General features: G+C 65.1%; 24 protein-coding genes. 14 read left to right on the plus strand and 10 right to left on the minus strand.

The features are described 5' to 3' along the window. Positions 1–103: 103 nt before the first annotated feature. Genes ACSQ12_RS19220 through ACSQ12_RS19235 form a run of 4 tightly spaced genes read left to right on the plus strand, consistent with a single transcriptional unit; the run spans position 104 to position 3,893 of the window. Positions 104–700: a tripartite tricarboxylate transporter TctB family protein gene (locus ACSQ12_RS19220; protein WP_436066520.1), complete on the plus strand. Its 597-nt coding sequence runs from the start codon at positions 104–106 to the stop codon at positions 698–700. A gap of 3 nt (positions 701–703) precedes the next feature. Further along, a complete protein-coding gene (locus ACSQ12_RS19225; RefSeq protein WP_436066521.1) occupies positions 704–2,227 on the plus strand; it encodes a tripartite tricarboxylate transporter permease in 1,524 nt (507 codons plus the stop codon). Further along, positions 2,224–3,234 (plus strand): Bug family tripartite tricarboxylate transporter substrate binding protein, encoded by a 1,011-nt coding sequence (locus ACSQ12_RS19230; protein WP_436066522.1) that lies wholly within the window; start codon positions 2,224–2,226, stop codon positions 3,232–3,234. Before ACSQ12_RS19225 ends, ACSQ12_RS19230 begins: the two co-directional genes overlap by 4 nt. A gap of 2 nt (positions 3,235–3,236) precedes the next feature. Further along, on the plus strand, positions 3,237–3,893 hold the full coding sequence (locus tag ACSQ12_RS19235) for an RraA family protein (protein WP_436066523.1): 657 nt from the start codon (positions 3,237–3,239) through the stop codon (positions 3,891–3,893). On the opposite strand, the gene ACSQ12_RS19240 is transcribed toward ACSQ12_RS19235, so the two are convergent. Together ACSQ12_RS19240 and ACSQ12_RS19245 are read right to left on the minus strand one after the other, a co-directional pair. Continuing rightward, positions 3,890–5,266 (minus strand): cation:dicarboxylate symporter family transporter, encoded by a 1,377-nt coding sequence (locus ACSQ12_RS19240; protein ID WP_436066524.1) that lies wholly within the window; start codon positions 5,264–5,266, stop codon positions 3,890–3,892. The genes ACSQ12_RS19235 and ACSQ12_RS19240 overlap by 4 nt on opposite strands. A 150-nt stretch (positions 5,267–5,416) precedes the next feature. Beyond that, positions 5,417–5,659, minus strand: coding sequence for a hypothetical protein (locus ACSQ12_RS19245; RefSeq protein WP_436066525.1), 243 nt, complete (start codon positions 5,657–5,659; stop codon positions 5,417–5,419). A gap of 383 nt (positions 5,660–6,042) precedes the next feature. On the opposite strand from ACSQ12_RS19245, the gene ACSQ12_RS19250 reads away from it, so the two are divergent. Both ACSQ12_RS19250 and ACSQ12_RS19255 read left to right on the plus strand, forming a co-directional pair. Beyond that, positions 6,043–6,513 carry a hypothetical protein gene (locus ACSQ12_RS19250; RefSeq protein ID WP_436066526.1) on the plus strand — a complete coding sequence of 157 codons (471 nt, stop codon included), beginning with the start codon at positions 6,043–6,045 and terminating at the stop codon, positions 6,511–6,513. 106 nt (positions 6,514–6,619) lie between these two features. Continuing rightward, on the plus strand, positions 6,620–7,270 hold the full coding sequence (locus ACSQ12_RS19255) for an SRPBCC family protein (protein WP_436066527.1): 651 nt from the start codon (positions 6,620–6,622) through the stop codon (positions 7,268–7,270). Positions 7,271–7,363: 93 nt separating this feature from the next. Here the strand turns inward: ACSQ12_RS19255 and ACSQ12_RS19260 are convergent, their stop codons facing one another. Further along, positions 7,364–9,415 (minus strand): rhamnogalacturonan lyase, encoded by a 2,052-nt coding sequence (locus ACSQ12_RS19260; RefSeq protein ID WP_436066528.1) that lies wholly within the window; start codon positions 9,413–9,415, stop codon positions 7,364–7,366. 397 nt (positions 9,416–9,812) lie between these two features. Here ACSQ12_RS19260 and ACSQ12_RS19265 point away from each other — a divergent pair, with 397 nt between their 5' ends. Further along, on the plus strand, positions 9,813–9,989 hold the full coding sequence (locus ACSQ12_RS19265) for a CsbD family protein (RefSeq protein WP_043430082.1): 177 nt from the start codon (positions 9,813–9,815) through the stop codon (positions 9,987–9,989). Positions 9,990–10,111: 122 nt separating this feature from the next. Here ACSQ12_RS19265 and ACSQ12_RS19270 read toward each other — a convergent pair whose 3' ends face one another. From ACSQ12_RS19270 to ACSQ12_RS19300, 7 genes are all read right to left on the minus strand, one after another. Continuing rightward, positions 10,112–11,368 carry a Gfo/Idh/MocA family protein gene (locus tag ACSQ12_RS19270; RefSeq protein WP_436066529.1) on the minus strand — a complete coding sequence of 419 codons (1,257 nt, stop codon included), beginning with the start codon at positions 11,366–11,368 and terminating at the stop codon, positions 10,112–10,114. A gap of 44 nt (positions 11,369–11,412) precedes the next feature. Further along, complete coding sequence (locus tag ACSQ12_RS19275) at positions 11,413–12,162, minus strand: ThuA domain-containing protein (RefSeq protein ID WP_436066530.1); 750 nt, start codon at positions 12,160–12,162, stop codon at positions 11,413–11,415. Between the two features lies 1 nt (position 12,163). Next, complete coding sequence (locus tag ACSQ12_RS19280; RefSeq protein WP_209742238.1) at positions 12,164–13,267, minus strand: Gfo/Idh/MocA family protein; 1,104 nt, start codon at positions 13,265–13,267, stop codon at positions 12,164–12,166. A gap of 62 nt (positions 13,268–13,329) precedes the next feature. Beyond that, positions 13,330–14,229, minus strand: a complete 900-nt coding sequence (locus ACSQ12_RS19285) for a carbohydrate ABC transporter permease (RefSeq protein ID WP_436066531.1) — start codon at positions 14,227–14,229, stop codon at positions 13,330–13,332. Beyond that, positions 14,226–15,158: a carbohydrate ABC transporter permease gene (locus ACSQ12_RS19290; RefSeq protein ID WP_436066532.1), complete on the minus strand. Its 933-nt coding sequence runs from the start codon at positions 15,156–15,158 to the stop codon at positions 14,226–14,228. Before ACSQ12_RS19290 ends, ACSQ12_RS19285 begins: the two co-directional genes overlap by 4 nt. A gap of 2 nt (positions 15,159–15,160) precedes the next feature. Beyond that, on the minus strand, positions 15,161–16,456 hold the full coding sequence (locus tag ACSQ12_RS19295) for an ABC transporter substrate-binding protein (RefSeq protein ID WP_436067030.1): 1,296 nt from the start codon (positions 16,454–16,456) through the stop codon (positions 15,161–15,163). A 268-nt stretch (positions 16,457–16,724) separates the two neighbouring features. After that, positions 16,725–17,723, minus strand: a complete 999-nt coding sequence (locus tag ACSQ12_RS19300) for a LacI family DNA-binding transcriptional regulator (protein ID WP_436066533.1) — start codon at positions 17,721–17,723, stop codon at positions 16,725–16,727. A 344-nt stretch (positions 17,724–18,067) separates the two neighbouring features. Between ACSQ12_RS19300 and ACSQ12_RS19305 the strand changes: the two genes are divergently transcribed. The 7 genes from ACSQ12_RS19305 to bcp all read left to right on the plus strand — a co-directional run bounded on the left by ACSQ12_RS19305 (position 18,068) and on the right by bcp (position 25,568). Next, the gene (locus tag ACSQ12_RS19305; protein ID WP_436066534.1) at positions 18,068–18,868 is read left to right on the plus strand and encodes a hydroxypyruvate isomerase family protein; all 801 of its coding nucleotides are present in this window, start codon (positions 18,068–18,070) and stop codon (positions 18,866–18,868) included. 27 nt (positions 18,869–18,895) lie between these two features. Beyond that, on the plus strand, positions 18,896–19,774 hold the full coding sequence (locus ACSQ12_RS19310) for a 2-hydroxy-3-oxopropionate reductase (protein WP_436066535.1): 879 nt from the start codon (positions 18,896–18,898) through the stop codon (positions 19,772–19,774). Positions 19,775–19,923: 149 nt separating this feature from the next. Further along, on the plus strand, positions 19,924–21,702 hold the full coding sequence (gcl, locus tag ACSQ12_RS19315) for a glyoxylate carboligase (protein ID WP_436066536.1): 1,779 nt from the start codon (positions 19,924–19,926) through the stop codon (positions 21,700–21,702). Between the two features lie 2 nt (positions 21,703–21,704). After that, positions 21,705–22,934, plus strand: coding sequence for a glycerate kinase (locus tag ACSQ12_RS19320; RefSeq protein ID WP_436066537.1), 1,230 nt, complete (start codon positions 21,705–21,707; stop codon positions 22,932–22,934). Beyond that, a complete protein-coding gene (gene allB / locus ACSQ12_RS19325; protein ID WP_209742230.1) occupies positions 22,927–24,270 on the plus strand; it encodes an allantoinase AllB in 1,344 nt (447 codons plus the stop codon). The genes ACSQ12_RS19320 and allB overlap by 8 nt, the downstream gene beginning before the upstream one ends. A gap of 11 nt (positions 24,271–24,281) precedes the next feature. After that, positions 24,282–25,001 carry a winged helix-turn-helix domain-containing protein gene (locus ACSQ12_RS19330; RefSeq protein ID WP_436066538.1) on the plus strand — a complete coding sequence of 240 codons (720 nt, stop codon included), beginning with the start codon at positions 24,282–24,284 and terminating at the stop codon, positions 24,999–25,001. An 87-nt stretch (positions 25,002–25,088) separates the two neighbouring features. After that, a complete protein-coding gene (gene bcp, locus ACSQ12_RS19335; RefSeq protein WP_436066539.1) occupies positions 25,089–25,568 on the plus strand; it encodes a thioredoxin-dependent thiol peroxidase in 480 nt (159 codons plus the stop codon). The last annotated feature ends 38 nt before the right edge of the window (positions 25,569–25,606 follow it).

Consider the following 25,606-nt stretch of genomic DNA (forward strand, 5'->3'; position numbering starts at 1 on the left):
CTCTCATAGACATGCAATCCTGTGCAAGATTGCAAGTGAGGTTCATGCCGGAACTTGCGACCCCTACATTCTCCACTTTGCCGCAGAGAGGCGGACAACAAAGATGCAAACCCTCAACGCACCCGTTGCGCTTGAATGGACAGTCGCCTCGGCGGCCCTGGCCGGGGGTCTAACCGTCGCCGGTGTGGGTGCCGGGTACGGACTGACCAACAACTCCGGTGTGGGTGCCGGTTTCTTCCCCGCCGTCGCCGGAGCGCTGATGGCGCTGGCAGGCGTCCTCTGGATCCTTCAGCTCGTCGCCGCGCGCCGCACCGCCGAGCCGGCACCGGTTGCTGGCGACGTCGTGGAATCAGTGCCGCCCCACCACGAGTCGGAGTCGGCGCTGGTGTCCCTGCTCGATGATGACAACAGCGACGAACCCGATATTGCCGACTTCCCGGACCGCCAGGGCTGGACGCGGGTGGGCATCATTGCCGGGTCCATCCTGCTCGCCGCGCTGCTGCTTCCGTTCCTCGGCTACACCGTGGTCATGACGCTGCAGCTGGGTACCATCCTCTACTTCGTCAGCAAGCGGAAGCTGTGGATCTCGGTGGCGGTGGCCCTCGGAGCCGCCCTCGCGTCCCGCCTGGTCTTCGAGGTGTGGCTCGGTACGGCACTCCCCACCGCCAGCTTCGAATTCCTCGCCGGATTGGGGCTGTGAACCATGGGTTTTGATCAGCTCTTGGGCGGCCTCGCCACAGTGTTCACCCCGGAACATCTGCTCTTCGCGTTGCTCGGCTGTGTGCTGGGCATGCTGGTGGGCGTCCTTCCGGGCTTCGGCCCCGCAGCGGCAGTGTCGCTGCTCATCCCGGTCACCTTCGGGCTGGATGCCACCTCCGCCATCATCATGCTGGCCGCCATCCTGTACGGCGCTGCCTACGGAGGAACCACGACGGCGGTCCTGCTGCGGATTCCCGGCGAAGCCTCCTCGATCGCCACCACCCTGGACGGGTACCAGATGGCCAAGAAGGGCCGCGGCGGTCCGGCCCTGGTCATCGCCGCACTGGCATCGTTTGTTGGTGGGCTGATCGGTGTCATCGGATTCGTGGTGGTGGCACCGTTCAGCCGGCTGGCGCTGGAGTTCGGCGCCCCGGAACTGTTCCTGGTTTCCCTGCTCGGATTCGCCCTTATCACCAGCTTCGCCGGCTCCAACCCGGCGAAAGCCCTGCTGAGCGCCGCCGCCGGACTGGCCATCGCCACCGTGGGCGTCGATTCCGGCGTCGGCATTGCCCGCTTTACCTTCGACATGCCGGAACTGTTCGACGGCGTGGGACTGGTCGCCGTCGTGATGGGCGTCTTCGGCCTGAGCGAAGTACTCGGACAGGCGCAGAAGGGACCGCTCGGCGTACCGAGCCCCCTCAAGGTCGCCCGGCTCCTGCCCACGCGGACCGACCTGCAGCGCTCCGCGCTTCCGTCCTTGCGCGGTTCGGTCATCGGCTTCTTCATGGGCCTGCTCCCCGGATCCCCCGGGGCCGCAACCTCCCTGGCCTCCTACGCGGCCGAGAAGAAGCTGTCCAGGCGGCGGTCCGAGTTCGGCAAGGGTGCCGTTGAAGGCATCGCCGGCCCGGAGGCAGCCAACAACGCCCTGGCCGTCTCCTCGATGATCCCCCTATTCACGCTAGGCATCCCCACGTCGGCCACCGTGGCCATCATGGCCGGCGCATTCACCATGAACGGCCTGATTCCGGGACCGCTACTGTTCCGCGACAACCCCGACGTGGCCTGGGCCATCATCGCCAGCCTGATCGTGGGCAACCTGATCCTGCTCATCCTCAACGTGCCACTGGCCCGGGTATGGATCGCCGTGCTGAAGGTGCCGTTCCACTACCTGATGGCCGCCATCCTGGCCTTTATGTTCCTTGGCACCTACTCCATCAACGGCAGCCCGTTCGACATCCTGATCATGCTGGGAGCCGGCGTCCTTGGCTACATCTTCCAGTTGGTCAAGGTCCCGCTCACGCCGCTGGTGCTCGGTCTGATCCTCGGTCCCATGCTCGAGGAGAACTTCCAGCGGTCACTCGCCCTCTCCCTCGGCGACTACGGCGTGTTTATGGAAGGCCCCATCAGCCTCACCCTCATCGGCGTCATTGTCGTCGCCATCCTGTTCGGCGCGGTCCGCCCCCTCATTGCTTCCATGCTGAAGAAAAAGTCCCACACCCCTGTCGCACCAAAGGAGCTTGCGAAATGAAGAAACCCATTGCCCTGACCACCACTGCCCTTGCCGCCGCTGTTGCCCTCGCCCTCACCGCCTGTGGCGGGCAGGCAAACAGCAGCACCTCCAGCAAAGCCGCCGACTTCCCGAAGGCCGGCTCCACCATCGAATGGATTGTGCCCTCCGCCGCAGGTGCCGGCAACGACATTCTCGCCCGCATCGTGGCCCCCGTCATGCAGGAAGACCTGGGCGCCAACATCAAGGTGGTCAACAAGGAAGGCGGCAGCCAGGTTGTGGGCCTGAACTATGTGGCCAACGCCAAGGCGGACGGACTCACGTTCGGCAACACCAACATCCCGTCTATCCTGGGACGCTATCTGGATCCGAGCAAGAAGGCAGCTTTCGACCGCGGCAGCTTCACGCCCATCGGATCCTTTGCCACCAACTCCGTGGTGATCGGTGTTAACAAAGACAGCAAGTACAAGAGCATCAAGGAACTCTTCGATGCGGTCAAGGCGCAACCGGGAAAGATCACCGTGGGCACCGACTCCCGCGCCGGCGATGACCACATCAACCTTCGCCTGCTGGAAAACCAGCTGGGACTGGACTTCAACATCGTGCATTACAACAGCGGCGCGGACAAGGTTGCCGCCATCGTCTCCGGCGAGACCGACTTCGCCCTCGGCGGCGTCTCCAGCTTCTTCGGCCAATACAAGTCCGGGGACATCAAGCTCCTGACCGTCGTCGAGGACGACCCCAGCCCGTTTGCGCCCGAAGTTCCCACTATGAAAAGCGCTGGCTATGACGTCGACCCGATGGCCAGCAACTTCGCACTCTCTGTCCCCTCCGAGACGCCCAAGGAAATCGTGGCACGGCTCGAAGCTGCCTTGAAGAAAGCCATCGAAACCCCGGCTGTGCAGGAAAAGCTCAAGGGCGCAGCCACCGCGCCGGCGTGGAAGTCCAGCAGCGACGTAGCCAAGCTCTGGGAAGAGCGCGAGAACACCATCAAGCCCGTCATCGACGAGCTCCTCCAGCAGAAGTAACTGTGGACACCAACAGAAAGGCCGGCGACGGCATGAGTGCAACACCTGATTTCACCGCCGTCGGCCAACTGCCTTCCGACGAACTGGTCCGACGCCTCGGCGCTGTACCGGCAGCCAACATCGGAGACGCCCAGGAACGGATCGGGGTGGCTTCCGGGCTTTCCCCCATCTGGACCGGCGCCAAACTTGCCGGCCCCGCTTTCACGGTGTGGACCCGTCCCGGCGACAACCTGTTCATCCACAAGGCGCTCGACGGCGCCCAGCAGGGGGACGTCATTGTGATCAACGGCGGGGGCGACGTTTCCCGCGCCCTCATCGGGGACCTGATCGGCATCCGGGCCAAGAGCATGGGAATCGCCGGGTTCGTCATTGACGGCGCCGTTCGCGACGCCGACGCCCTGGCGGACTGCGGGTTGCCGGTGTTTGCCCGTTCCGTGACGCCGGCCGGACCCTACAAGTTCGGACCGGGGAGGCTGCAGATTCCGGTGGCGATCGCCGGCGTCGTCGTCTCCCCCGGCGACATCGTCGTGGCTGACGCTGACGGTGTGGTGGTGGTCAGGCGGGAAGACGCCGAGCAAGTCCTCCTCGAGGCGGAGCGGATTGAGGCCAGGGAAACCGAGAAGCGGATTTCCTACGAAGCCGCCATGGCGAACGGCTAGCTCCGGGAACTGTAGGCAGGCACGGCGGCGGACGGAACCTCAGGTGACCCGTCCGCCGTCGTGCTTTCCTCCGCTTCCCCGCGAAAGGCGCGGAGCATGGCCTCCCGGTCGAACTGGCCTTCCCATTTGGCCACCACGAACGTGGCCACGCAGTTGCCCAGCAGGTTCACCGAGACACGCATGGAGTCCATGAGGCGGTCTGCGCCCAGGAGCAAGGCCACGCCGGCCACCGGGAAGATGCCAAGGGCGGCTGCGGTGGCCGAGAGCGCCAGGAAGGCCGAACCGGGGACGCCCGCCATGCCCTTGGACGTCAGCATCAGGATGCCCAGGGCCGCGAGCTGCTGCCCAAGGTCTAGTTTGTGCCCGAAGGCCTGGGCCAGGAACAGCAGGGAGATGGACAGGTACAGCGCGGCGCCGTCCAGATTAAAGGAGTAGCCGGTGGGCACCACCAGTCCCGTGGTGGCCCGGGAGCAGCCGGCGTTGGTCAGCTTGGTCATGATGCGCGGCAGCACGGACTCGGTGGACGCCGTGCCCAGCGCCAGCAGGAACTCCTCGCGGCTGTACTTGATGAACTGCCACAGCGGAACTCGCGGATATACCCAGGCCACCACGAACAGCAGCCCGATGAAGATGATGGCCGCACCGTAGCAGGCCGCGATCAGCAGCGCGTAAGTGCTCAGCGAGCCGAGTCCGTACTGGCCGATGATGAAGGCCATGGCGCCGAACGCGCCCACCGGGGCAACACGCATCACCCAGCCCATGATCTTGAAGAAGAGCTCCAGCACCGTCTCCAGGAGCGTCACCACGGGCAGGCAGCGTTCACGGCCCACCACCACGATGGCTGCGCCGAAGAACACCGAAAAGCAGAGCACCTGCAACAGGCTGTTGGAAGCGAAGGCACCCACCACGCTGGTGGGAATGATGCCCAGCAGGAACGCGCCGGCGTCCTTGGGCGGGGCCGTTCCGGTCTTGGCGTTGAGGGCATCCTGGGACAGCGTGTTCGGGTCGATGTTCAGGCCCGCGCCGGGTTGAACAATATTGCCCACCACCAGGCCGAACACCAGGGCGAAGAGCGTGGCGCCGGTAAAGTACAGCAGCGCCTTCACGCCCACCCTCCCCACGGCCTTCACGTCGCCCACGGCCGAGATGCCCGTGACAATCACCAGGAAGATCAGCGGGGCGATGATCATCTTGATCAGCTGGATGAAACCGTCACCCAATGGCCGCAGGGCCGAGCCGAGATCCGGCCAGAAATGGCCGATCCCGATGCCCAGGCACACGGCAACCAGAATCTGGAAGAAGAGCGATTTATAGAGCGGCTTCTTCGGGGCCGCACTGCTTGCGTCGGGCACCAGGGGCGAGGGGAGTTTCATCAGGGCTGCCAATCAACGGGGAAAAGGCGCGCTGGACGCCTTCAGGTCATAGGCAACGCTAGGGACCCCGTGTTTCCGGAATGCTAAATCCGTACTGCGGAATTGTTTAACCGCAGAATGGAATCTGATGCCAGCTCCGGCGGGGCCGCCCTATACCTGGTCATCCCAGGTGCCGGCATCCGCCGTCGCATCCTCCGGCTTGCGTTCCGCGTCCGACTCGCCGCTGCCCACGTACGACGCCGGTACGGTGCCTGCCGCCTGCGTCTGCTGCTCTTCGCGGATGTTCTTCGCTGCACCGGCGCCCGGATGGGCCTGCTGCTGGTCAACGGCGTCGGGATCACCGGGGCCGATCAGGTTTGCGGGATCGGTTGCGGCGTCCTGGGGGTCGGTCATGATGGAGCCTTTCGTTGGTGGTTGGCCTCGGTTCTCCCGGCCTGCATTAACGGCCGGCCGACCCTGCCAGCCTATGGCCCCCCGCCGCGCAGAGGCGAGGTTTCCGGATGCGAAATGTCCGGAATAGACCCGGCTTTCCCCAGTAAAAACGCGGGAAAATAGGGGCGCAAGGGCACTGGCGTTTGACGAAAAGCGGGCGCACGATTGTACTACCGGGCCACGAATTCAGATGGTAAGAGCCCGGAGTCAAGCCCCCCGTTAGAGACCGGGCGTGCTGTTTGAAACCGGATGGAACTGGTCGCCGCTTCACGGGGGAGTGAAATCGCGGCTTACTAGTCCTGCCCGAAAATGTTCCACCCGCATCCTTTTGAGGAGCAAAAGAAATGTCCACAACTACCCCAACTAAATCCCGCCCCTTCGGAACCCGATTCGCCTTGATCTCGGCTGTTTCGCTGGGTCTTATTGGCGGACCCGTTGCACTGGCTGTGCCTGCCGACGCTTCGACGTCGCTGCGCGGTTGTACCGTTGACCCGCTGAAGCCAACGGACGCGGGCAAGAACGTCGCGGAGTTTAAGATCAGGATCCACTGCAACGGCAACAAGATCGTGGATGTCCGCCAGAAGCGCTTTGAAAAGGACCGTCATGGGCGCGACGACAGGCTCGGCAGTTCCGAATGGAGGAGGCTTGAGTTCAACAGGCACGATGAGCGCATGACCCTCAGCAAGAAGGACACGGTCGACAAGGACAAGGGCAAGGACCGCGTGTACCAGGAAGTCTCCTTCCGGGTGAAGAGCGGCAACGACTGGTCCGACTGGACCAAGTGGGAGAGGAGCGACGTAGCCGTCATCCGCTGACCGGAGCGTCGTCTGATCCGTACAGAGCCAGGGGCGCCAAGCCCCTGGCTCTTCCGTTCCAGCCAAATACGTTCCAACTGAGTCGTTTTCAACCAAGGGAGACGCCGTGAGCACACGAGCGGAAAAGCAGATTCTGGTCAACGTGCCGGTGAGCGAGGCCTACCAGCAATGGACCAGGTTCGAGGACTTCCCACACTTTATGCCCGGCGTGGAGAGCGTCACCCGGCTCAGTGATGACCGCCTGAAATGGGTGGCCCGCATCGCGGGGGTCCGCCGGGAATGGGAAGCCAAAATCCTGGAGCAGGTCCCGGACCGCCGGGTGGCGTGGGCGGCTACCGCAGGTGCCACCAACTCCGGCGCCGTGGAGTTCGACGACGCCGGGAGCGGCAGGACCTCTCTCAAGCTCACCCTGGAATACCAGCCCGAGGGCTTTGTTGAGAAGGTGGGCAACCTGCTCCACATAGTGGGCCGCCAGGCGGAGCACGACCTCAAGAAGTTCAAGCAGTTCATCGAGCATGAAGGCCACGCGACAGGTGCCTGGCGGGCACCGGTTCCCGGCGGCACGCAGGCCGGCGCGAGCCCGGAGTACAACCGGTTCGCGCATCCCTTTGACCAGACCAACGGGCTGGTGGACTTCGAGGGTGAGTCCGACGAGACGGCAGAGGGCGAGAACTTCAGCGCGGCCGAACGGCTACGGGAACAGCACCGCCACGACGGCCACCTCCCGCCGATGGGAGGCGGCCTGGGCCAGCACTGAGCCGGCACAAAGCACCGCCCGCATCCGCACGATGCGGGCGGTGCCCTGTCCCGCCGTCGGCCGTTTTAGCCGTCCGTCGTATTACTCGCCGGCTTACTTGTCGGCGCCGACGTAGGTGACCGACGGCATCGCCGGAGTTTCCATTCCTTCGCCAATGAAGAAGCTCGGGTGCGGGGGCTGGTTGTAGGCCACGTTTTCACGAGCCACCCCGGTGCGGTACATCGGATCATGCATCAGGGTACGGAGCCGCACCTCTGTAGGCGACGTGGTGGTGTAGATCCGCAGCTCGGTGCTGTCGCCGGACGGGAAGGCCAGCTCCTCGCGCCAGTCACCCAGCAGGTCAGCCTGCAGTGACGGGTTGCCCTTGGTGGTGTTGTTGGTCCGGGCTCCCGTGGCGGTCAGGAGACGGTCGCTCGTCTCGGTCTCCCAGTTCCACTTGGAGATGGTGGGCACGCCGACCGACGTGGCGGCGTCATAGTCGTGGTCCACGATTTCGCGCAGCAGGTCCCCGTCCCACCAGGCCAGGAAGTTCGCGGCCGGGATGTTCTCCGCGATCAGTTCACCCTTCGCAGACATCAACTGCCCCACCGGCGAGTTCCAGGCGGCACTGCCACCAATCGCCCAGCCTTCGGCGCCCTCATAGCGGGGGTCAATATCCCCCGCGGCTCCGCGTCCGGTGTCCTTGATGGCCGGAATGCTCCAGAGGACTTCACCTGTGGCTGCGTCACGGAAGGTGGCACCCCGGTTGCCGCTCTGGCTCATGCTTTCGTGCACAGCGAAGGTCTCCAGGCCGGGCCGGGACGGGTCCAGGTCCCCCGTGTGGATGGCGTCGCCATGGCCCAGCTTGGTGTTGTACAGCGGCTGGCCGTTGTCATCGATGGTCATGGAGCCGAAGACGAACTCGTCCCTGCCGTCCTGGTCCACGTCAGCCACGGACAGGTTGTGGTTTCCCTGGCCCTTGTATTCGGCGCCGGCGACGTCGGAATCGAACTTCCAGCGCTTGACCAGCTTGCCGTTGACAAGGTCATAGGTGACCAGAACAGTCCGGGTGTAGTATCCCCGGCTGAACATCATGGACGGGTGCTCGCCGTCCAAGTACGCCACCGCGCCGAGGAAACGGTCCACGCGGTTGCCGTAGCCGTCGCCCCATGCGGCCACGGAGCCGCGCGGAGGGTCGTAGTTGACGGTGTCCATGATGGTGCCGCTGGCGCCGTTGAAGACTGTCAGGAATTCAGGACCGGACAGGACGTACCCGGCGGTGGTGCGGTAGTCCGCGGACGGGTCGCCGATCACGGTGCCGGCACCGTCCGTGGTGCCGTCCGCGGTCTTCATCGACAGCTCGGCCTTGCCGTCGCCGTCAAAGTCGTAGGCGAGCAGCTGGGTGTAGTGCGCGCCCGCCCGGATGTTATGGCCCAAATCGATGCGCCACAGCTTGGTGCCGTCCATCTTGTAGGCGTCCACGTAGACGTTGCCGGTATAGCCGGACTGCGAGTTGTCCTTGGCGTTGGACGGCGCCCACGTCTGGAGGATCTCGTACTTGCCGTCGCCGTCCAGGTCGGCCACGCTGGCGTCGTTGGCGGAGTAGGTATAGGGCTTGCCGTCCTTGGTGACGCCGTCTGCCGGCTTGTCCAGCTTGATGGCCAGGTAGTTTTGCGCCATCGGAGTGAACTCCCCGGTGAGCTGGTTCTGCCCGTCACCGTTGCCCACCGCCTTGATGACGTACTTGGAGGACGCAGTGCCCTCCGGATCGACGTACATGGTGGCGTTCCGGATGGGGTCCACCGTGAGCTGCACGCCGTCGCGGATCACATGGAAACCGATGCTGTCCCGGTCCAGGCCCAGCATCCGCCAGCTGAGCGTGACGCCCTGGTCCGTGAGAACCGCCACGGGCGCACGGTCCAGGTTTTCCACCTGGCGTTTGAGCGCGGACTTGCCTGACTGGGCCGGGAACTGGGCCGCCTGGGCGGGGTTCGCCGGGCTGGCATCGGTCTTGGCGGGGGCCGCTTGGGTGGGGTCCGCCTGGGCCAGCGGGACGCCGGTGAATGCGAGGGCGGCGGCCGCCAGAGTTGCCGCGGCGGCCACTGGCGCCGTTTTTCTGAACCGTCCGGCCTTTTGGGGAAGGGAACATTTCGCGGGGTATGCCAAAGAACATCTCCTTTGATGCTGGCGGCAGCTGAGTCTGCCACCAAGGGGTTTTGTATCGTTTCATTTCTGCACCGTCCGCGACCCGTGGAGCGTTAGGAAGGGATTCGGGCGGCAGAGAAAGCGCTTTCCGCATCTAAGGTTTATCAGGGCGTGACTGGATCGGTCAAGGACTTGACGGTGCGAAATGGGAGAAAATGTTGCATTCCGTTTGCTTGGCGTTGAGGTTCCGGTGACCGTCTACGTCGAAGTTCCGGTCGCCGTCGGGGTGGCCGTTCGGGAGGACCCCCCTTCCGCCTACTTCCCGGACGCCATGGACCTTGGGTCTTTTCTTCCTACAATTTAAGTGGCGGGAATTGCGGCAACCAGCCGCATGGGCCGCACCACAAGGAGGACCGCAATGGGTTTGGGTGACAGGATCCACAACGCCGCGGAGCGACTTCACGGCAAGGGAAAGAAAGCCGCCGGCGAGGCCAGCGGCAACCGCCGGATGAGGGCAGAAGGCAGGGGTCAGGCAATCAAGGCCGACCTCAAGCAGGCCGGCGAAAAATTCAGGCACGCCTTCAAGCGGCACTAAGAGACAAACAGATGAAGCGGGCGGCTCCGAAAGGAACCGCCCGCTTTACTTCGCCCCGCCTACACAACAGTTGTCCGTGAGGGCGGGCGGGCACGGATAGCTGCCTGAAGCGTGGAAGAAGCTCAGCCGCCGGAGACAACGCCCGGCAGCGCCGCGTAAAGGTCGTCCGGGTCGTCCTTCTCCCAGCGCGGGACGCATCGTCCGGTGGAGGCTGCAACCGCTGTGACGGTGCTCCTGTTTTTGGCGGACTCTTCGACCGCGGTCAGGACGCGCTGGATCTGGAGCCCGTCGTCGAACGACGGCGACGGCTGGCTTCCGTCCCGAATCGCAAGGAGGAAGTCCCGGATCTGGTGGGTGAACGTGTGCTCCCACCCAATGATGTGGCCCTGCGGCCACCACGCTTCGAGGTACGGGTGCTCGGGCTCGTTCACGAGAATCCGCCGGAATCCCTGCTCCCGGACGGGAAGGCCGGCATCGAGGAAGTTCAGTTCGTTCAGGTTCTCGAGGTCAAACGTCAGCGACCCGAGGGAACCGTAGATTTCGAGCTTGAGCGAGTTTTTTTGACCCGTGGCAACCCGGGATGCCTCCACGGACGCGCTGATGTTCCCCGTCATACCAAGGGTGGCCCAGGCGGCGTCGTCGACTGTCACTTTCTCCGCACCGCCGGGGCCGGGACGTTCGGTGACAAAAGTCCTCAACGTTCCGGTCACCTCAGTGACGGTTTGACCGGTGAGGTGCTGGACTTGGTCGATGGCGTGCGAGGCGATGTCACCCAACGCTCCGGATCCGGCCGTTTCCTTGCGGAGCCGCCACGTCATGGGAGACTCGGCGTCGGAGAGCCAGTCCTGCAGGTAAGCGGCGCGAACGTGCCGGACAGTGCCCAGCCGGCCTTCCGCAATGAGCTCGCGTGCCAGTGCCAAGGCAGGGACACGGCGGTAGTTGAAGCCGATCATCGACTGCACACCGCAGGCCCGGGCTTCAGCGGCGGCTGCCGTCATGGCCTCGGCCTCCGCGATGGTGTTCGCGAGCGGCTTTTCCACGAGGACGTGCTTACCGGCGGCCAGTGCAGCGATGGCGATTTCGGCGTGCATCCAGCCCGGGGCACAAATGTCCACGATGTCGATGTCGTCCCGTTCAATGACGGCACGCCAGTCCGTGGCGGACTCGGCCCAGCCGTACTTGGCTGCGGCTTCGGCCACCTGGGTGCCGTCCCGGCCTACGAGCACTTTCTGCTCGATGGCCGGGACGTCGAAGAAACTGGCCACGTTCCGCCACGCATTCGAATGGGCCTTCCCCATGAAGGCGTAACCAATGGCGGCCACGCCGAGCGGGCGCGAAACCGGCGGCGAAGGGCGGGATGAGTGTGCGGAGGTGGTCATGTAGTCGTTCCTAGGAAGTCAGTATTTTGCGAAAGTAGAAGGGCCTAAGGTTGCTCGAACCAGCCCCGGGCGGGGTTGGAGACCTCAGGTGCCTCCCGGAACCGCTCCGGCTGGGCCACCCAAGCAACGCCGTTGGCGATGACCTTCTGGATTTGCGGCTGGTGGTACACCGGGTATTCCTGGTCGCCGGGACTGAAGTAAAAGATTCGGCCCTTTCCCCTCGAGAACGTCACACCGGAACGGAACACCTCGCCGCCGGCGAAGGAGCTGATGAAGATCAGGTCATCGGGTTCCGGAATATCGAACAGTTCGCCATACATCTCCTGCTTGGGGATGACGATGGGGCTTTCGATGCCGGCCGCGATCGGGTGGGAAGGCTTGACCGTCCACACGAGTTCGCGTTCGCCTTCGTTGCGCCACTTCAGCGAGCACGTGGTGCCCAGCAGCCTGGTGAAGATCTTGGCGAAGTGCCCCGAGTGCAGGACTACCAGGCCCATGCCACCCAGCACGTGGCGCTGCACTCGCTCCACCACCTCGTCGCTGACTTCCTGGTGCGCGATGTGACCCCACCACAGCAACACGTCGGTCTGCTCCAGGACCTCTTCGGAGAGCCCGTGCTCGGGATCGGCCAGCGTAGCTGTGGAGATTTCGGAGTCCGGGTAGCAGGAACGGAGCCCGGCAGCGATGGCGCCGTGGATCCCTTCGGGGTACATCTCGCCGATGGTTGCAGGCTCGTTGCGGGCCTCGTGCACGGCCTCGTTCCAGACAACAATCCTGAGTTTTGAATCAGACATTTCAGAGCACCACTTCACGTTTTTCGAGGGCGGATTTGTAGCAGGCATCGAGAATCAGGGCGCGGCTGAGGGCTAGTGACCCATCGTGGCTGCCCCACACTGTCTCGCCGCCGCGCACGGCGGCAACGAAGTCATCGACGACGGCCTGATGGGCGCGTCCGGGTTCGGCCACCACTTCAAAGTCCGCGTTTTCGCCGTCCTTTTCAGTGAAAACGTGCACGTCGGCCACGGGATTCTCGGAAGCGCCGACAGAGCGCAGCTCGGCACCGCCGTCGGTTCCGTAGACAGTGAAGTCCATCAGGTCCCGTTCGTCGCGGTAGCTGGCCCATCCGGCTTCCAGGATGAGCGTCCCTCCGCCTTCCAGCCGGATGAAGGCGGACGCGAAGTCTTCCACTTCGAACTTGTGGCTGGAGTTCGAGGCGGTGTAGCGGGCGTTGCCGCCAAGGCCGCGCGGACCGAGTTCGGAATGGGTCGAGGCCGAGACGGCCAGGACTTTGGGTTCGCCAAGGAGGTGCAGCGCGTAGTCCAGGACGTGCACGCCGATGTCCGCCAACGGACCTCCGCCGGCGAGCTCCGGGTTGGTGAACCAGCTGCCCAGCATCGGAATGCCCTGGCGGCGGAGCCAGGATGCTTTGGCGTAGTACGGGCGGCCCAGCGTGCCGTCGTCGATCACTTCCTTGAGGGCTTGGATGTCGCCGCGGCGGCGGTGGTTGAACGCGACGTCCAGGACCCGCCCGGCCTCGCGGGCTGCGTCCACCATCGCCTGCCCTTCCACGCCATTGCGGGCCAACGGCTTTTCGCTCAGCACGTGCAACCCGCGTTCCAAGGCTGCAATCGAGATCGGTGCGTGCAGGAAAGTGGGCACGGCGACACTGACGGCGTCGAGGCCCTCAAGCTCGATCATGTCTTCCCAGCGGGCGAAGGCATGGGGAATGCTGTACTCCTCCTTCAGCCGGGCAAGGAGTTCTGCTTCCATGCCTGCGACGGCGACAATTTCGACGCCGTCGATGTTGCTGTACGCCTTGAGGTGCTGCTGGCCGGCCCAACCGATACCCACAACTCCCACCTTGAGGGTTGCGGACGGGGCCTGCTGCTGAATGCTCACGTTGTTCCTGTTCTTTCTGTGATTCCGGTTGGAGTCTGTTGATGGTCTGCAGCCAGTGGTGGCTAGCCCTTGACGGCGCCGGCCGTCATGCCCGAAACGATGCGTTTCTGGCACAAGAGCACAAGGATGACGAGCGGGACCGTGATGATCACCGACGCGGCGCTGATGGTGCCCAGCGGTTGGTCGAACTCGCTGGTTCCGCTGAAGAAGGCAATCGCGACCGGGACCGGGCGGGCCTCCGGCGAGGTGGTCAGCGTGACGGCAAGGAGGAATTCGTTCCAGACCGAGATGAACACCAGGATCGCTGTCGTGGCCAGGCCGGGGACCGCCAGGGGCAGGATGACTTTGCGGAAGGCCGTGAACGGCGTGGCGCCATCCATGTACGCGGATTCCTCGAGTTCCCGCGGGATCTCCTTGAAGAAGGACGTCAGCGTGTAGATCGCCAGCGGCAAGGCGAACGTCAGCTTCGGGATGATGAGGCCAAGGAGTGTGTCGTACAGGCCGATTTCCCGCCAGATGGAGAACAGCGGGGCCGCGATGGCGATGGCCGGGAAAGTTGTCACCGAGAGGATCAGCGTCAGGATCAGGGCCTTGCGGCGCATCTTCAGCCTGGCCAGGGCATAAGCAGCGAACGATGCAAACACCAGTGCCACTGTGGTGGTGACGACGGCGATAATCACCGAGTTGCGCAGGGCCAGGAGGAACTCGGGGTTCTGGAATACCACAAGGTAGTTCTCAAAGGTGGGCTGGCTCGGGAAGAGCTCGCCCTGGGACAGGCTCGCCCCCTTCTTGAGCGAGGTGTTGACCAGCCAGTAAAACGGGATAAGCGAGAAGCCCATGACGGCTACGACGAACACCCAAACAAGGGGGTGCAGTTTCGCTTCGCCCCGGAGTCGACGCTTCGGTGCCCTGGGGCGGGTGGCGGGTTCCGCCGTCGGGCGTTCTGCAGTCAGCGTGCTCATTGTTCCTCCTTGGCGACTTCGCGGATGTTGCCGCCGGCGAAGCGGACGTAAATGACGGAGACCACCATGACGGTCAGGAAGGTCAGGATGGACAGCGCCGACCCTTCGCCCACGAGCCGGTTTTCGCGCAACTGGGTGTAGGCCAGCATCGACATGGACTCGGTGCCGTTCGCGCCGCGGGTGAGCACGAACGGCAGGTCGAAGACGCGCAGGGCATCCATGGTGCGGAAGATCGCCGCTAGGACGATTGCAGGACGCAAGAGCGGCAGGGTGATGTGTACAAATGCCTGCCACTTGCTGGCGCCGTCGAGTTCTGCGGCCTCGTAGGTCTCGGAGGAGATGACCTGCAGGCCTGCCAGGATGATGAGTGCCGCAAACGGCGTGGTCTTCCAGACGTCGGCCAGAACGATCACGGCCATGGCGTATCCGTGCTCGCCGAGCCAGACGACGTCGCCGCCGGGCAGTCCGAGGGCGGAGAGGACGTTGGTTACCAGGCCCATGTTTGGCTGGAACATCGTCTGCCACGTGATGGCGCTGACCACGGTGATGATGGCATAGGGCAGCAGAACCACGGTGCGCAGGAGGGCGCGCCCCTTGAACGCGAGGTTGAGCAGCAAGGCCATGGCCGTACCGAGCACCAGTTCCAAGGAGACCGAAAGTCCGGCGAAGAGGAAGGTCTGGCCGAAGGCAGCCCACCATTCAGAGCTGCTCAGGGCGGAGATGTAGTTCTCCAGACCGACGAACCGCGAGAGGCCTGCAGTGCGGACGCTGTACTGGTTCAGGGAGAGCCAGATCGCGTAGCCAATGGGGACCGCCGCCACCAGGGCCATGATGACCAGGGAGGGGGCGGTCATGCGGACCGCCAGCCGCCGCTCGGCCCGGTCGCGGCCGTTCACTCCGCGACCGGGAACAAGTGTCTTATTGGCCATGTTTAGAAGCTCGCCTTGGCGGTGGTGATCTCCTCGGCCATCTTTTTCACGGCGTCCTCGGCGGAGGCTGTACCGGAAAGGACGGCATAGACGTTCTTGTAGATCGCCTGGGAGATCTGCGGGTAGACCGGGGAGATCGGGCGGGGCTTGGCACCCTTGACGGACGCGAGCAGTTCGGTGGCGAAGGGCATCTTTTGGAGAACTGCCGCATCAGAATAGGCGGCTTCATTGACCGGGGCCTGGGAGTAATCCATGGCCACGTGCTTCTGCCATTCCGGCGTGGTGGCAAAGTCGATGAACGCCACGGCCCCGGACTGGTTCGTGGCGTGGGCGGAGATGGCCAGGTTCCAGCCACCCAGCACGCCGGACGCCTTGCCGCCTTCCCATGCGGGCAGCGGCGCCACGCCAAAGCTGCCGGCCAGCGATGTGGCGTTGAGCAGGCGGTACACATGCGGCCAGTTGCGCTGGTAGCCGAAGTTGCCGGACTCATAAGCGAGACGGGCGGGGTCTTCGTTGTAGGTCAGGACGGCGCGGTCAGCTGAGCCGTTCTTGAGCCCGTTGCTCATGAAATCGAGGACCTTGCGGGTCTCCGGCGAATCAATGGCCACCTCGCCCTTGTCGTCGAGCACTTCGCCGCCTGCGCTGTAGAGCATCTCGAGGAAGTTCACCGTCAGGCCCTCGTACTGTTTGCCCTGGTAGACGTATCCGTTGCCGGGAGCCTTGGCTGCTTCTGCATAGAGCTGCTGCCAGGTCTCAGGCTTGGCCACCTTGTCCTTCTGGTAGTAGACCAGTCCGGCGTTCGTGAAGAACGGCGAGGCCCAGTACTTGTCCTGGTACTTGGTGGTCTCCACCGTGGACGGAATGAGCCGGTCCTTGTTGGCCTCTACCAGCTTGGTCTGGTCCAGCAGCCAGCCCTGGGAGGCGAACTCGGAGGTCCAGATGACGTCAGTGAGCAAGATATCGCATTCAGTGGACTTACCTTCGAGCCGCTGGACGATCTGGGTGCGGGCCTCGTCTGTGGTGGCGCCTATCTCGGTGTACTTGGCCGTGACCTTGCCGTTCGCCTTGGTGAATGCCTCCGCAGTGCCTTTGTAGATACCCGACGCGTCCTTGACGCCGCAGATATTGACGCTGCCGCTGGCATTAGCGCCCGACGCCGGATCGGCAGCTGCCGCCTGTTCCGCACCCTGGGGCGCGGCTCCCCCGCCGCAACCGCTGATCAGGAGGCCCGCAGCGATAGCCGCTGCGGCGACAGTCACCAGGCGTGTCCGCAGGGAACCTGCGCGCAGTTCGGTCATGTGTGCGGATGTCTGTGATGACACGGTGTCCTCCTGGAGCGGAGAAGCAGGTCGATTCAAGTCCACAAGTGGCTCCTTTGGGGGTCTGTGGGCGGTGGGAAGCTCAGGGGGCGGCGGCTGCCGCGCACGCTGAACAGGGCTTCTTTGCCGATGGTTCATTGAATTTTGGAATCGATTCCAAAGCTGCGAAAAATATAGGGCCCTGCGGCCGTGGAATCGATTCCAAAGTAGTGTGACAGGGACCACGCGAGGCTGTCAACCCCTTTCTTTAGCCCTTGGTGGAGTCCCGCACCACGAGCTCGTACGGGAGGAAAGTCCGGCCGCGGCGGTGGGCGCCCGGCACCGTCATCCGCTCGAGGAGCTCGGCGAATGCCACACGGCCCATCTCATAGGCCGGCTGCCGGACCGTGGTCAGTTCCGGGACGCACATCTCCGCCTGCGCCGAGTCATCAAAACCTGCCACAGCAATGTCGGCGGGAACCCGCAACCCTGCGTCGGTGAGTTCACGGACGCACCCGGCCGCGACGATGTCAGTGCCGCAAAACACTGCGTCCGGAAGGTCCCCCGCCTCCAGTAGCTTCCGGGCAAGACTGCGCCCTGAGTGGAAGCCGAAATTGCCTTCGCCGAACAGGATCCGGTCCTGCGCCAAGCCCGATTCGGTGAGCGCCTGGCGAAAGCCTTCTTCGCGCAGCCGGCCCGAGCGGGCACCTCTGTGGGCGAGCATGGCCAGTCTCTTGCCGCCGGTGTCGATCAGGTGCCGGGTGATGTCATAAGCGGCCTGACGGTCGTCGATGGACACGCCGAAGGCCGCTTCGGCGTCGACGATCTCACAGACCTGGACCACGCTCATTTGCTCGGCAACGGCATTAACTTCCTGATCCGACATTGTCGGAGAAAACAGCACCAGCCCGTCCACGGAGCCGTTCCGCAGCATGTCCACCAATTGCTGTTCGCGCTCCAGATCCCCGGACGTCGCCGCAATGAGGCTGACATAGCCCGAGCCCGCGGCAGCATCGCCCACACCCCGGAAGACTTCACTGATCACCAAAGAGTCCAGGTTCTTGGCAAGGGCCAAAACACGCATTGTCCGGTCGCGGCGAAGGTCCCGGGCCGAGGCAAGCGGCCGATAGCTGAGCTGACGAATTGCGGCATTGACCTTGTCCTTGCTCGACTCGCTGACAGCCGGACTTCCGTTTAAAACACGGGACACCGTCCCTACGGACACTCCCGCCGTTCGGGCGACGTCCTGGACTGTCGCTCGCGCCATTCGATTGTCCTTCCGCGACCAGTGGCAATGGTCCTTGCCGCCACACCACTGCCATGCCTTACCGGCGTTCCTCAGCATAGCCGCAGGGGCGAACGGCGATGTCAGAATCAAGCGGGGCGGGGCATGGCTCACGTGTCGGCGCAACGGAGGCGGCCCCGAACTCCCTCCTTTCGATTTGCCTCATGCCCGCACCTGTCCCCTCCCCCTTGACTCACACCCCCGCCTTCCCTAAACTTTTCATAAAGCAGAATCTAAATTCCACAAAGCGGAAACACCTCAGCCGGGACCGGCAGAGGCAAGCCAAGGGGAAGATAGATCAAAGCCCCTCCTCGGAAGGACCTACGATGACGTACACAGTGAACTGCTCCATCCTCCTGACGGAGCTGCCCTTGCTCGAGCGCCCCGCCGCCGCGAAGGCAGCCGGTTTTGACGCCGTCGAGTTCTGGTGGCCCTTCGAGTCCTCCGTCCCCACGGACGCCCAGATCAACGAGTTCGAAACCGCCATCAAGGATGCCGGCGTTCAGCTCACGGGCTTGAACTTCAACGCCGGCAACATGCCCGGCGGCGATCGCGGCCTGGTCTCCTGGAAGGGTCGTTGCTCCGAGTTCAAGGACAACATCGACGTCGTAGCCGGCATCGGTGAGCGCCTGGGCTGCAAGGCCTTCAACGCCCTCTACGGCAACCGCCAGGACGAGTTCACCCCTGAAGAGCAGGACGAGCTCGCGGTCAAGAACCTCGCCGCAGCAGCCGAAGGCGTCGCCCGCATCGGCGGCACCGTCCTGCTGGAACCGGTCAGCGGCGCCCCCAGGTACCCGCTCCTCAAGGCCCAGGACGCCCTCAACGTCATTGCCCGGGTCAAGCAGGATTCCGGCGCCGAGAACATCAAGCTCCTCGCCGACTTCTACCACCTGGCCGTCAACGGAGACGACGTCGCCGCCGTCATCGAAAAGCACGCAAAGGACTTCGGCCACATCCAGATCGCCGACAACCCCGGCCGCGGGGCTCCCGGAACCGGCGAGCTTCCCCTCGGCGAATGGATCGCCCGCAGCCGCGAACTCGGCTACGAGGGCTACATCGGCCTCGAATACAAGGAACCGCAGGAAACGGCCTTCAGCTGGGCCATCCGCGAACACGCTTCCCGCTAAATCAAAGACTTCAGAAAGAGAACCACAATGAGCAACGTTGCAGTCATCGGACTCGGAATCATGGGCCTGCCCATGGCCATCAACCTGGTCAAGGCCGGCCACACCGTCACCGGCTTCAACCGCAGCCAGGACAAGATCGACAAGCTTGTCTCCGAAGGCGGCAAGGGCGCCACGAGCATCGCGGACGCCGTCAAGGACGCCGACGTCGTCATCACCATGGTGCCGGACTCCCCCGACGTCGAAGGTGTAGTCAGCGGCAAGGACGGCGTCTTCGCCAACGCGAAGAAGGGCACCTTGTGGATCGACGCATCCAGCATCCGCCCGGACGTGGCCAAGCGGCTGGCCGATGACGCCAAGTCGGCCGGCATCCGGGCCCTCGACGCCCCGGTCTCCGGCGGCGAACAGGGCGCCATCGACGCCGCACTCTCCATCATGGTGGGCGGTGAAGCGGCCGACTTCGAAGCAGCGCAGGACGTCCTCAACGCCGTCGGCAAGACCATCGTCCACGTCGGTCCCGCCGGCTCCGGCCAGACCGTCAAGGCAGCCAACCAGCTGATCGTCGCCGTCAACATCGAGGTCCTCGGCGAGGCCATCGCCTTCCTCGAGGCCTACGGCGTGGACACCGATGCAGCCCTCAAGGTCCTCGGCGGCGGCCTGGCCGGCTCCAAGGTCCTCGAGCAGAAGGGCCAGAAGATGCTGGACCGCAACTTTGACCCCGGCTTCCGCCTGGCCCTGCACCACAAGGACCTCGGCATCGTCACCTCCGCAGCCCGCGAAGCCAACGTCGCCCTTCCCCTCGGCGCCGTCGTCGCACAGCTCGTCGCCGCCACCGTCAACCAGGGCGACGGCGGCCTCGACCACTCGGGCCTCTTCAAGCAGGTCCTCCAGCTCAGCGGCCGGAAGTAACCCCACCCTCCGCCCTCCCTCCCGAGTTTTTGTCCAGATAATCGGCCCAAGTAGCCCTTTATCTCCCGGTATCTGGACAAAAACTCACTTCAGCACACCCAAAATCAGCCCGCAGAGGGCACCCCCAAGACTTCCCCTAGGAGTACACAATGACCAAGATGCGCACCGTAGACGCTGCCGTCGCGATCCTGGAAAAGGAGGGCGCCACAGAGGCGTTCGGCCTGCCAGGCGCGGCGATCAACCCCTTCTATTCCGCAATGCGCGCCCACGGCGGCATCCGCCACACCCTGGCCCGCCACGTTGAAGGTGCCAGCCACATGGCGGACGGCTTCAGCCGCGCCAAGGACGGCAACATCGGCATCTGCATCGGCACCTCCGGCCCCGCCGGCACGGACATGATCACCGGCCTGTACGCCGCGTGGGCCGATTCCATCCCGATGCTCTGCATCACCGGCCAGGCCCCCGTGGCCAAGCTGCACAAGGAAGACTTCCAGGCCGTGGACATCGAGTCCATCGCCAAGCCCGTCACCAAGATGGCCATGACCATCCTGGAACCCGGCCAGGTTCCCGGCGCCTTCCAGAAGGCCTTCCAGCTGATGCGCTCCGGCCGCCCCGGTCCCGTGCTGCTGGACCTGCCCATCGACGTGCAGCTGGCCGAGATCGAGTTCGACATCGACACCTACGAGCCCCTCCCCGTGGAAAAGCCCAAGGCATCCCGCAAGCAGCTGGAAAAGGCCCTGGACATGCTGACCGCTGCCAAGCACCCGCTGATCGTGGCCGGCGGGGGCATCATCAACGCCGGCGCCTCCGCCCAGCTGGTGGAACTGGCCGAGACCCTGAACATCCCCGTCATCCCCACCCTGATGGGCTGGGGCACCATCCCGGACGACCACCAGCTCATGGCCGGCATGGTGGGACTGCAGACCTCGCACCGCTACGGCAACGAGAACTACCTGCAGAGCGACTTCGTGATCGGCATCGGCAACCGCTGGGCCAACCGCCACACCGGCGGCCTCGAGACCTACACGGCCGGGCGCACGTTCGTTCACATCGACATCGAGCCCACGCAGATCGGCCGCGTGTTCTCCCCGGACTTCGGCATCGCATCCGACGCCGGCGCTGCCCTGGAAGGCCTGGTTGAACTGGCCCGCGAACGCCAGGCAGCCGGATCCCTGCCGGACTACTCCGGCTGGGCCGCCGAATGCCAGGAACGCAAGGCCACCCTGCACCGCAAGACTCACTTCGAGAACATCCCCATCAAGCCGCAGCGCGTCTACGAGGAGATGAACAAGTCCTTCGGGCGCGACACCACGTACGTATCCACCATCGGCCTGTCCCAGATCGCCGGCGCCCAGATGCTGCACGTGTTCGGCCCGCGCAAGTGGATCAACGCCGGCCAGGCCGGTCCCCTGGGCTGGACCGCCCCGGCCGCCCTGGGCGTGGTCCGCGGCAAGCCGGACGAGACCGTTGTGGCCCTGTCCGGTGACTACGACTTCCAGTTCATGATCGAGGAACTGGCCGTGGGCGCGCAGTTCAACCTGCCCTACATCCACGTGGTGGTGAACAACTCCTACCTCGGCCTGATCCGCCAGTCCCAGCGCGGCTTCAACATGGAGCAGAACGTGTCCCTGGCGTTCGAGAACATCAACTCCCCGGAAACAAACGGCTACGGCGTGGACCACGTCAAGGTGGCCGAGGGCCTGGGCTGCAAGGCCGTCCGGGTGGAGAACCCGAACGACCTGGGTGCCGCCTTCGACAAGGCCAAGGCACTGGCCGGCGAGTTCAAGGTTCCCGTGGTGGTTGAAGTGATCCTGGAAAAGATCACCAACATCTCCATGGGCGTGGAAATCAACGCGGTGAACGAGTTCGAGGAACTGGCCGAGACCAGCGCCGACGCCCCCACCGCCATCCTGGCGATGCAGGCCTAATCATGCGGATCGTGATCGCACCGGACAAGTTCAAGGGCTCGCTGTCCGCCCCGGAGGTGGCCCGGCACCTGGATGCCGGGCTGCAGTCGGCAACCGGCCACAACCTTGACGTCCTCCGGATTCCGGTGGCCGACGGCGGCGAGGGCACCCTCGATGCCGCCGTCGGCTCCGGCTTCACCCGGCGGAGCGCCATGGTCAGCGGCCCCACCGGGCAGCCGCTCCGGGCGGACTTCGCGGTCCGCGGCCGCGAGGCGGTCATCGAAATGGCCGCCGCGTCGGGCCTTGCGGTCCTCCCCGCAGAAGGTGGGTCACCCGGCCGCCCGGATTCCGCCAGCGCCAGGGGCGCCACCAGCCTGGGCACCGGAGAACTGATCCGGGCAGCGCTCGACGCCGGATGCCGGCAGATCATCCTGGGCGTGGGCGGGAGCGCCAACACCGACGGCGGCGCCGGCGTCCTGCAGGGACTCGGCGCGCAGCTCCTCGACGCCGGCGGCAACGAACTGCCGCCGGGCGGGGCCGCCCTTGCCAGGCTGGACCGGATTGACTTCTCCGGCTTCGATTCGCGACTGGACGAGACGCGATTCGTCCTGGCCAGCGACGTGGACAACCCGCTGCTCGGAGCCGAAGGCGCCCCGGCGGTCTTCGGCCCGCAGAAGGGCGCCAGCCCGGAGGACGTAGCAACACTCGACGCCGCCCTGGCGCACTTTGTGGATGTCCTCGCCGCCGAAATCGGGCCCCGCGCGCTGAAGGCCGCGGACGCACCGGGCGCCGGAGCGGCGGGCGGCGTGGGCTACGCAGCCATCGCAGTCCTGGCCGCGACGCGCAGGCCTGGCATCGACGTCGTGCTTGAATTCACCGGGCTCGCCCACCGGCTGGCCGGGGCCGATCTGGTGATCACCGGCGAAGGCAGCCTGGACGAACAGAGCCTGCTGGGCAAAACGCCCATGGGCGTGGCGCGTGCTGCGGCCCGGGCCGGCGTTCCGGTGGTGGCCGTCTGCGGACGCACCACCCTGACACCGGCGCAGCAGAAGGATTCCGGCTTCCGGCAGGTCTACCCCCTGACCTCGCTGGAGGCCAAGGTAGAAATATGTATAGCCGAAGCAGCACCCCTGCTTGAACAATTGGGAAAGCACATCGGCGCGGAACTGGCGGACCTGACCCGGGCCGCCGCCACGGTTGATTCCGCCGCGCCAGCGAACAACGCCCGCACTAAGGAGCCCCTCAATGTCTGAAGAAAGCTTTGACCTCGTTATCCGGGGGCAGCGCATCCTCACCACCGCCGGCATCGCACCGCGTGAAGTGGGCGTGCGCGGCGGCAAGATCGTGGCCATCGAACCGCTCGGCAACGGCCTGGCCGGCGCCGAAGTGATCGAACTCGCCGACGACGAAACCCTGATCCCCGGCCTGGTGGACACCCACGTCCACGTCAACGAGCCCGGCCGCACCGAATGGGAGGGCTTCGCCTCCGCCACCCGTGCCGCCGCGGCCGGCGGTGTCACCACCATCATCGACATGCCGCTGAACTCCATCCCGCCCACCACCACGGTGGAAGGCCTCAAGCTCAAGCGCGAAGTGGCCGAGGACCAGGCGTTCGTGGACGTCGGATTCTGGGGCGGCGCCGTGCCCGGCAACAAGGCGGACCTGCGCCCGCTGCACGACGAAGGCGTGTTCGGCTTCAAGTGCTTCCTGCTGCACTCCGGTGTAGACGAGTTCCCGCACCTCGAGGCGGACGAGATGGAAGAGGACATGGCCGAGCTCAAGTCCTTCGACTCGCTCATGATCGTCCACGCCGAGGACTCGCACGCCATTGACCGCGCACCCCATCCGGGCGGCGACCACTACTCCACCTTCCTCGCATCCCGCCCCCGCGGCGCCGAAAACAAGGCCATCGCCGAGGTGATCGAGCGTGCCCGCTGGACGGGTGCCCGCGCCCACATCCTCCACTTGTCCTCCTCCGACGCGCTGCCTATGATCGCCAGCGCCAAGCGCGACGGCGTGCACCTCACCGTGGAGACCTGCCCGCACTACCTCACCCTGATGGCCGAGGAGATCCCCGACGGCGCCACCGCCTACAAGTGCTGCCCGCCCATCCGCGAGGCATCGAACCGCGAGCTGCTGTGGAAGGGCCTGCAGGAGGGCACCATTGACTGCATCGTCTCCGACCACTCCCCCTCCACGCTTGACCTGAAGGACCTGGAAAACGGCGACTTTGCCGTGGCCTGGGGCGGCGTCTCCTCGCTGCAGCTTGGCCTGTCGCTGATCTGGACCGAGGCCCGGCACCGCAACATCCCGCTGGAGCAGGTTGTTTCCTGGATGGCCGAGAAGCCTGCCGCCCTGGCACGCCTGTCCAACAAGGGCCAGCTGGCGCTCGGGTTCGACGCGGACTTCTCGGTCTTCGCGCCGGATGAGGCCTTTGTGGTGGACGTTTCCAAGCTCAAGCACAAGAACCCCATCACGCCGTACGACGGCAAGGCGCTCTCCGGCGTGGTCCGGAAGACATTCCTGCGCGGACATGAAATCGACGGCCAGACCCCCGGCGGCAAGCTGATCCGCCGCGGCGGCGTCTAAGGCACCACGCCATGGCTGTCCAGGTACATTCCCCGCGCGGCATATGCGCTGCGGGCCCGACGCCGACGGGCCCGCAGCGGCCCGGTCCGGCGGAGGCTGGTACGCAGCTCAAAGCCCATGGCCTGGCCGTCTGGGTAACCCCGGACGGCGACCAGGACATTGACGACGCCGTCATGGCGCGCGCCGCGGAACTGTTGCTGGCCCGTGCCCTCAAGATTGCTCCGGAGGCGGAAGTCCACGTCTGGCCCGCCGCCGGAGCTGCAACTTCCGCTGCCCAGGCTGGCCCGCCGGGGGGACCGCACGGGCCAGCCGGCAGCGGAACCCGGGTGCCGTCGTCGTCCGTTCCGGAGGACTCCCCGGAACAGGACGACGACGGCGCAACTCCCCTCCCGCCGTCGGCCGGTCCCGCGTGCCTGGTGTCCGTGGACCTCGCCGCAGGTGAGGTCCGGCTGGACGGCAAGCTTGTGGCGCTCACCGGCGTCGAGTTCAAGCTGCTCCGCTACCTCGTGGAAAACTGCTCGCGGACCGTGAGCCGGGAGGAGCTGCGGCTGTTCCTGGAGTCGTTCGATTCCCCTGCGGCGGCCTCTCGCTCCATCGATGTGTACGTGGGCCGGGTGCGGCGGAAGCTGCGCCGAGGCCGGCATGCGATCGCCACGGTCCGCGGCGGCGGCTACCAGTTCGTCCCGGGCCCGCACACCAAAGTGCGCGGACCAGCGGAATACTGCATCTGAACCGGTGGTTGTGCCATACAGCCGTCTGCCCCGTCCCGCTGAGCACGCAGCTCTTTTTGTCAGCAAACAGACTCCCGAAGGATCATTATGAGCCCCACTCTGACCACCAAGCTCCAGCCCGGAACCCAGGCACCGGATTTCACCCTGCCGGACGCCGAAGGCAAGCCGACTTCGCTGGCCGATTACCGCGGCAAGAACGTCATTGTGTACTTCTACCCGGAAGCAGCCACGCCCGGCTGCACCACCGAGGCCTGCGACTTCCGCGACAGCCTCGAGTCCCTGCAGGGCTCCGGCTACGAGGTCCTGGGCGTCTCCCCCGACGCCCCCGATAAGCTGGCCCACTTCACCGGCGACTTTGCCCTGACCTTCCCGCTCCTGGCCGATGAGGACCACTCCGTGGCCCTGGCCTACGGCGCGTGGGGCGAGAAGCTGCGCGACGGCGAGGTCACTGAGGGCATCGTCCGCTCCACCGTGGTGCTCGACCCCGAAGGTAAAGTGAAGCTGGCCCAGTACCAGGTCAAGGCCCAGGGCCACGTGGCGGCGCTGAAGGAAACCCTGGGCGTCTAGCTTCGCCCCACCCGGCCTCCCCGGACGCTCTCTCACTT

Source organism: Arthrobacter sp. LjRoot14, from assembly GCF_964253905.1.
Lineage (GTDB): Bacteria > Actinomycetota > Actinomycetes > Actinomycetales > Micrococcaceae > Arthrobacter.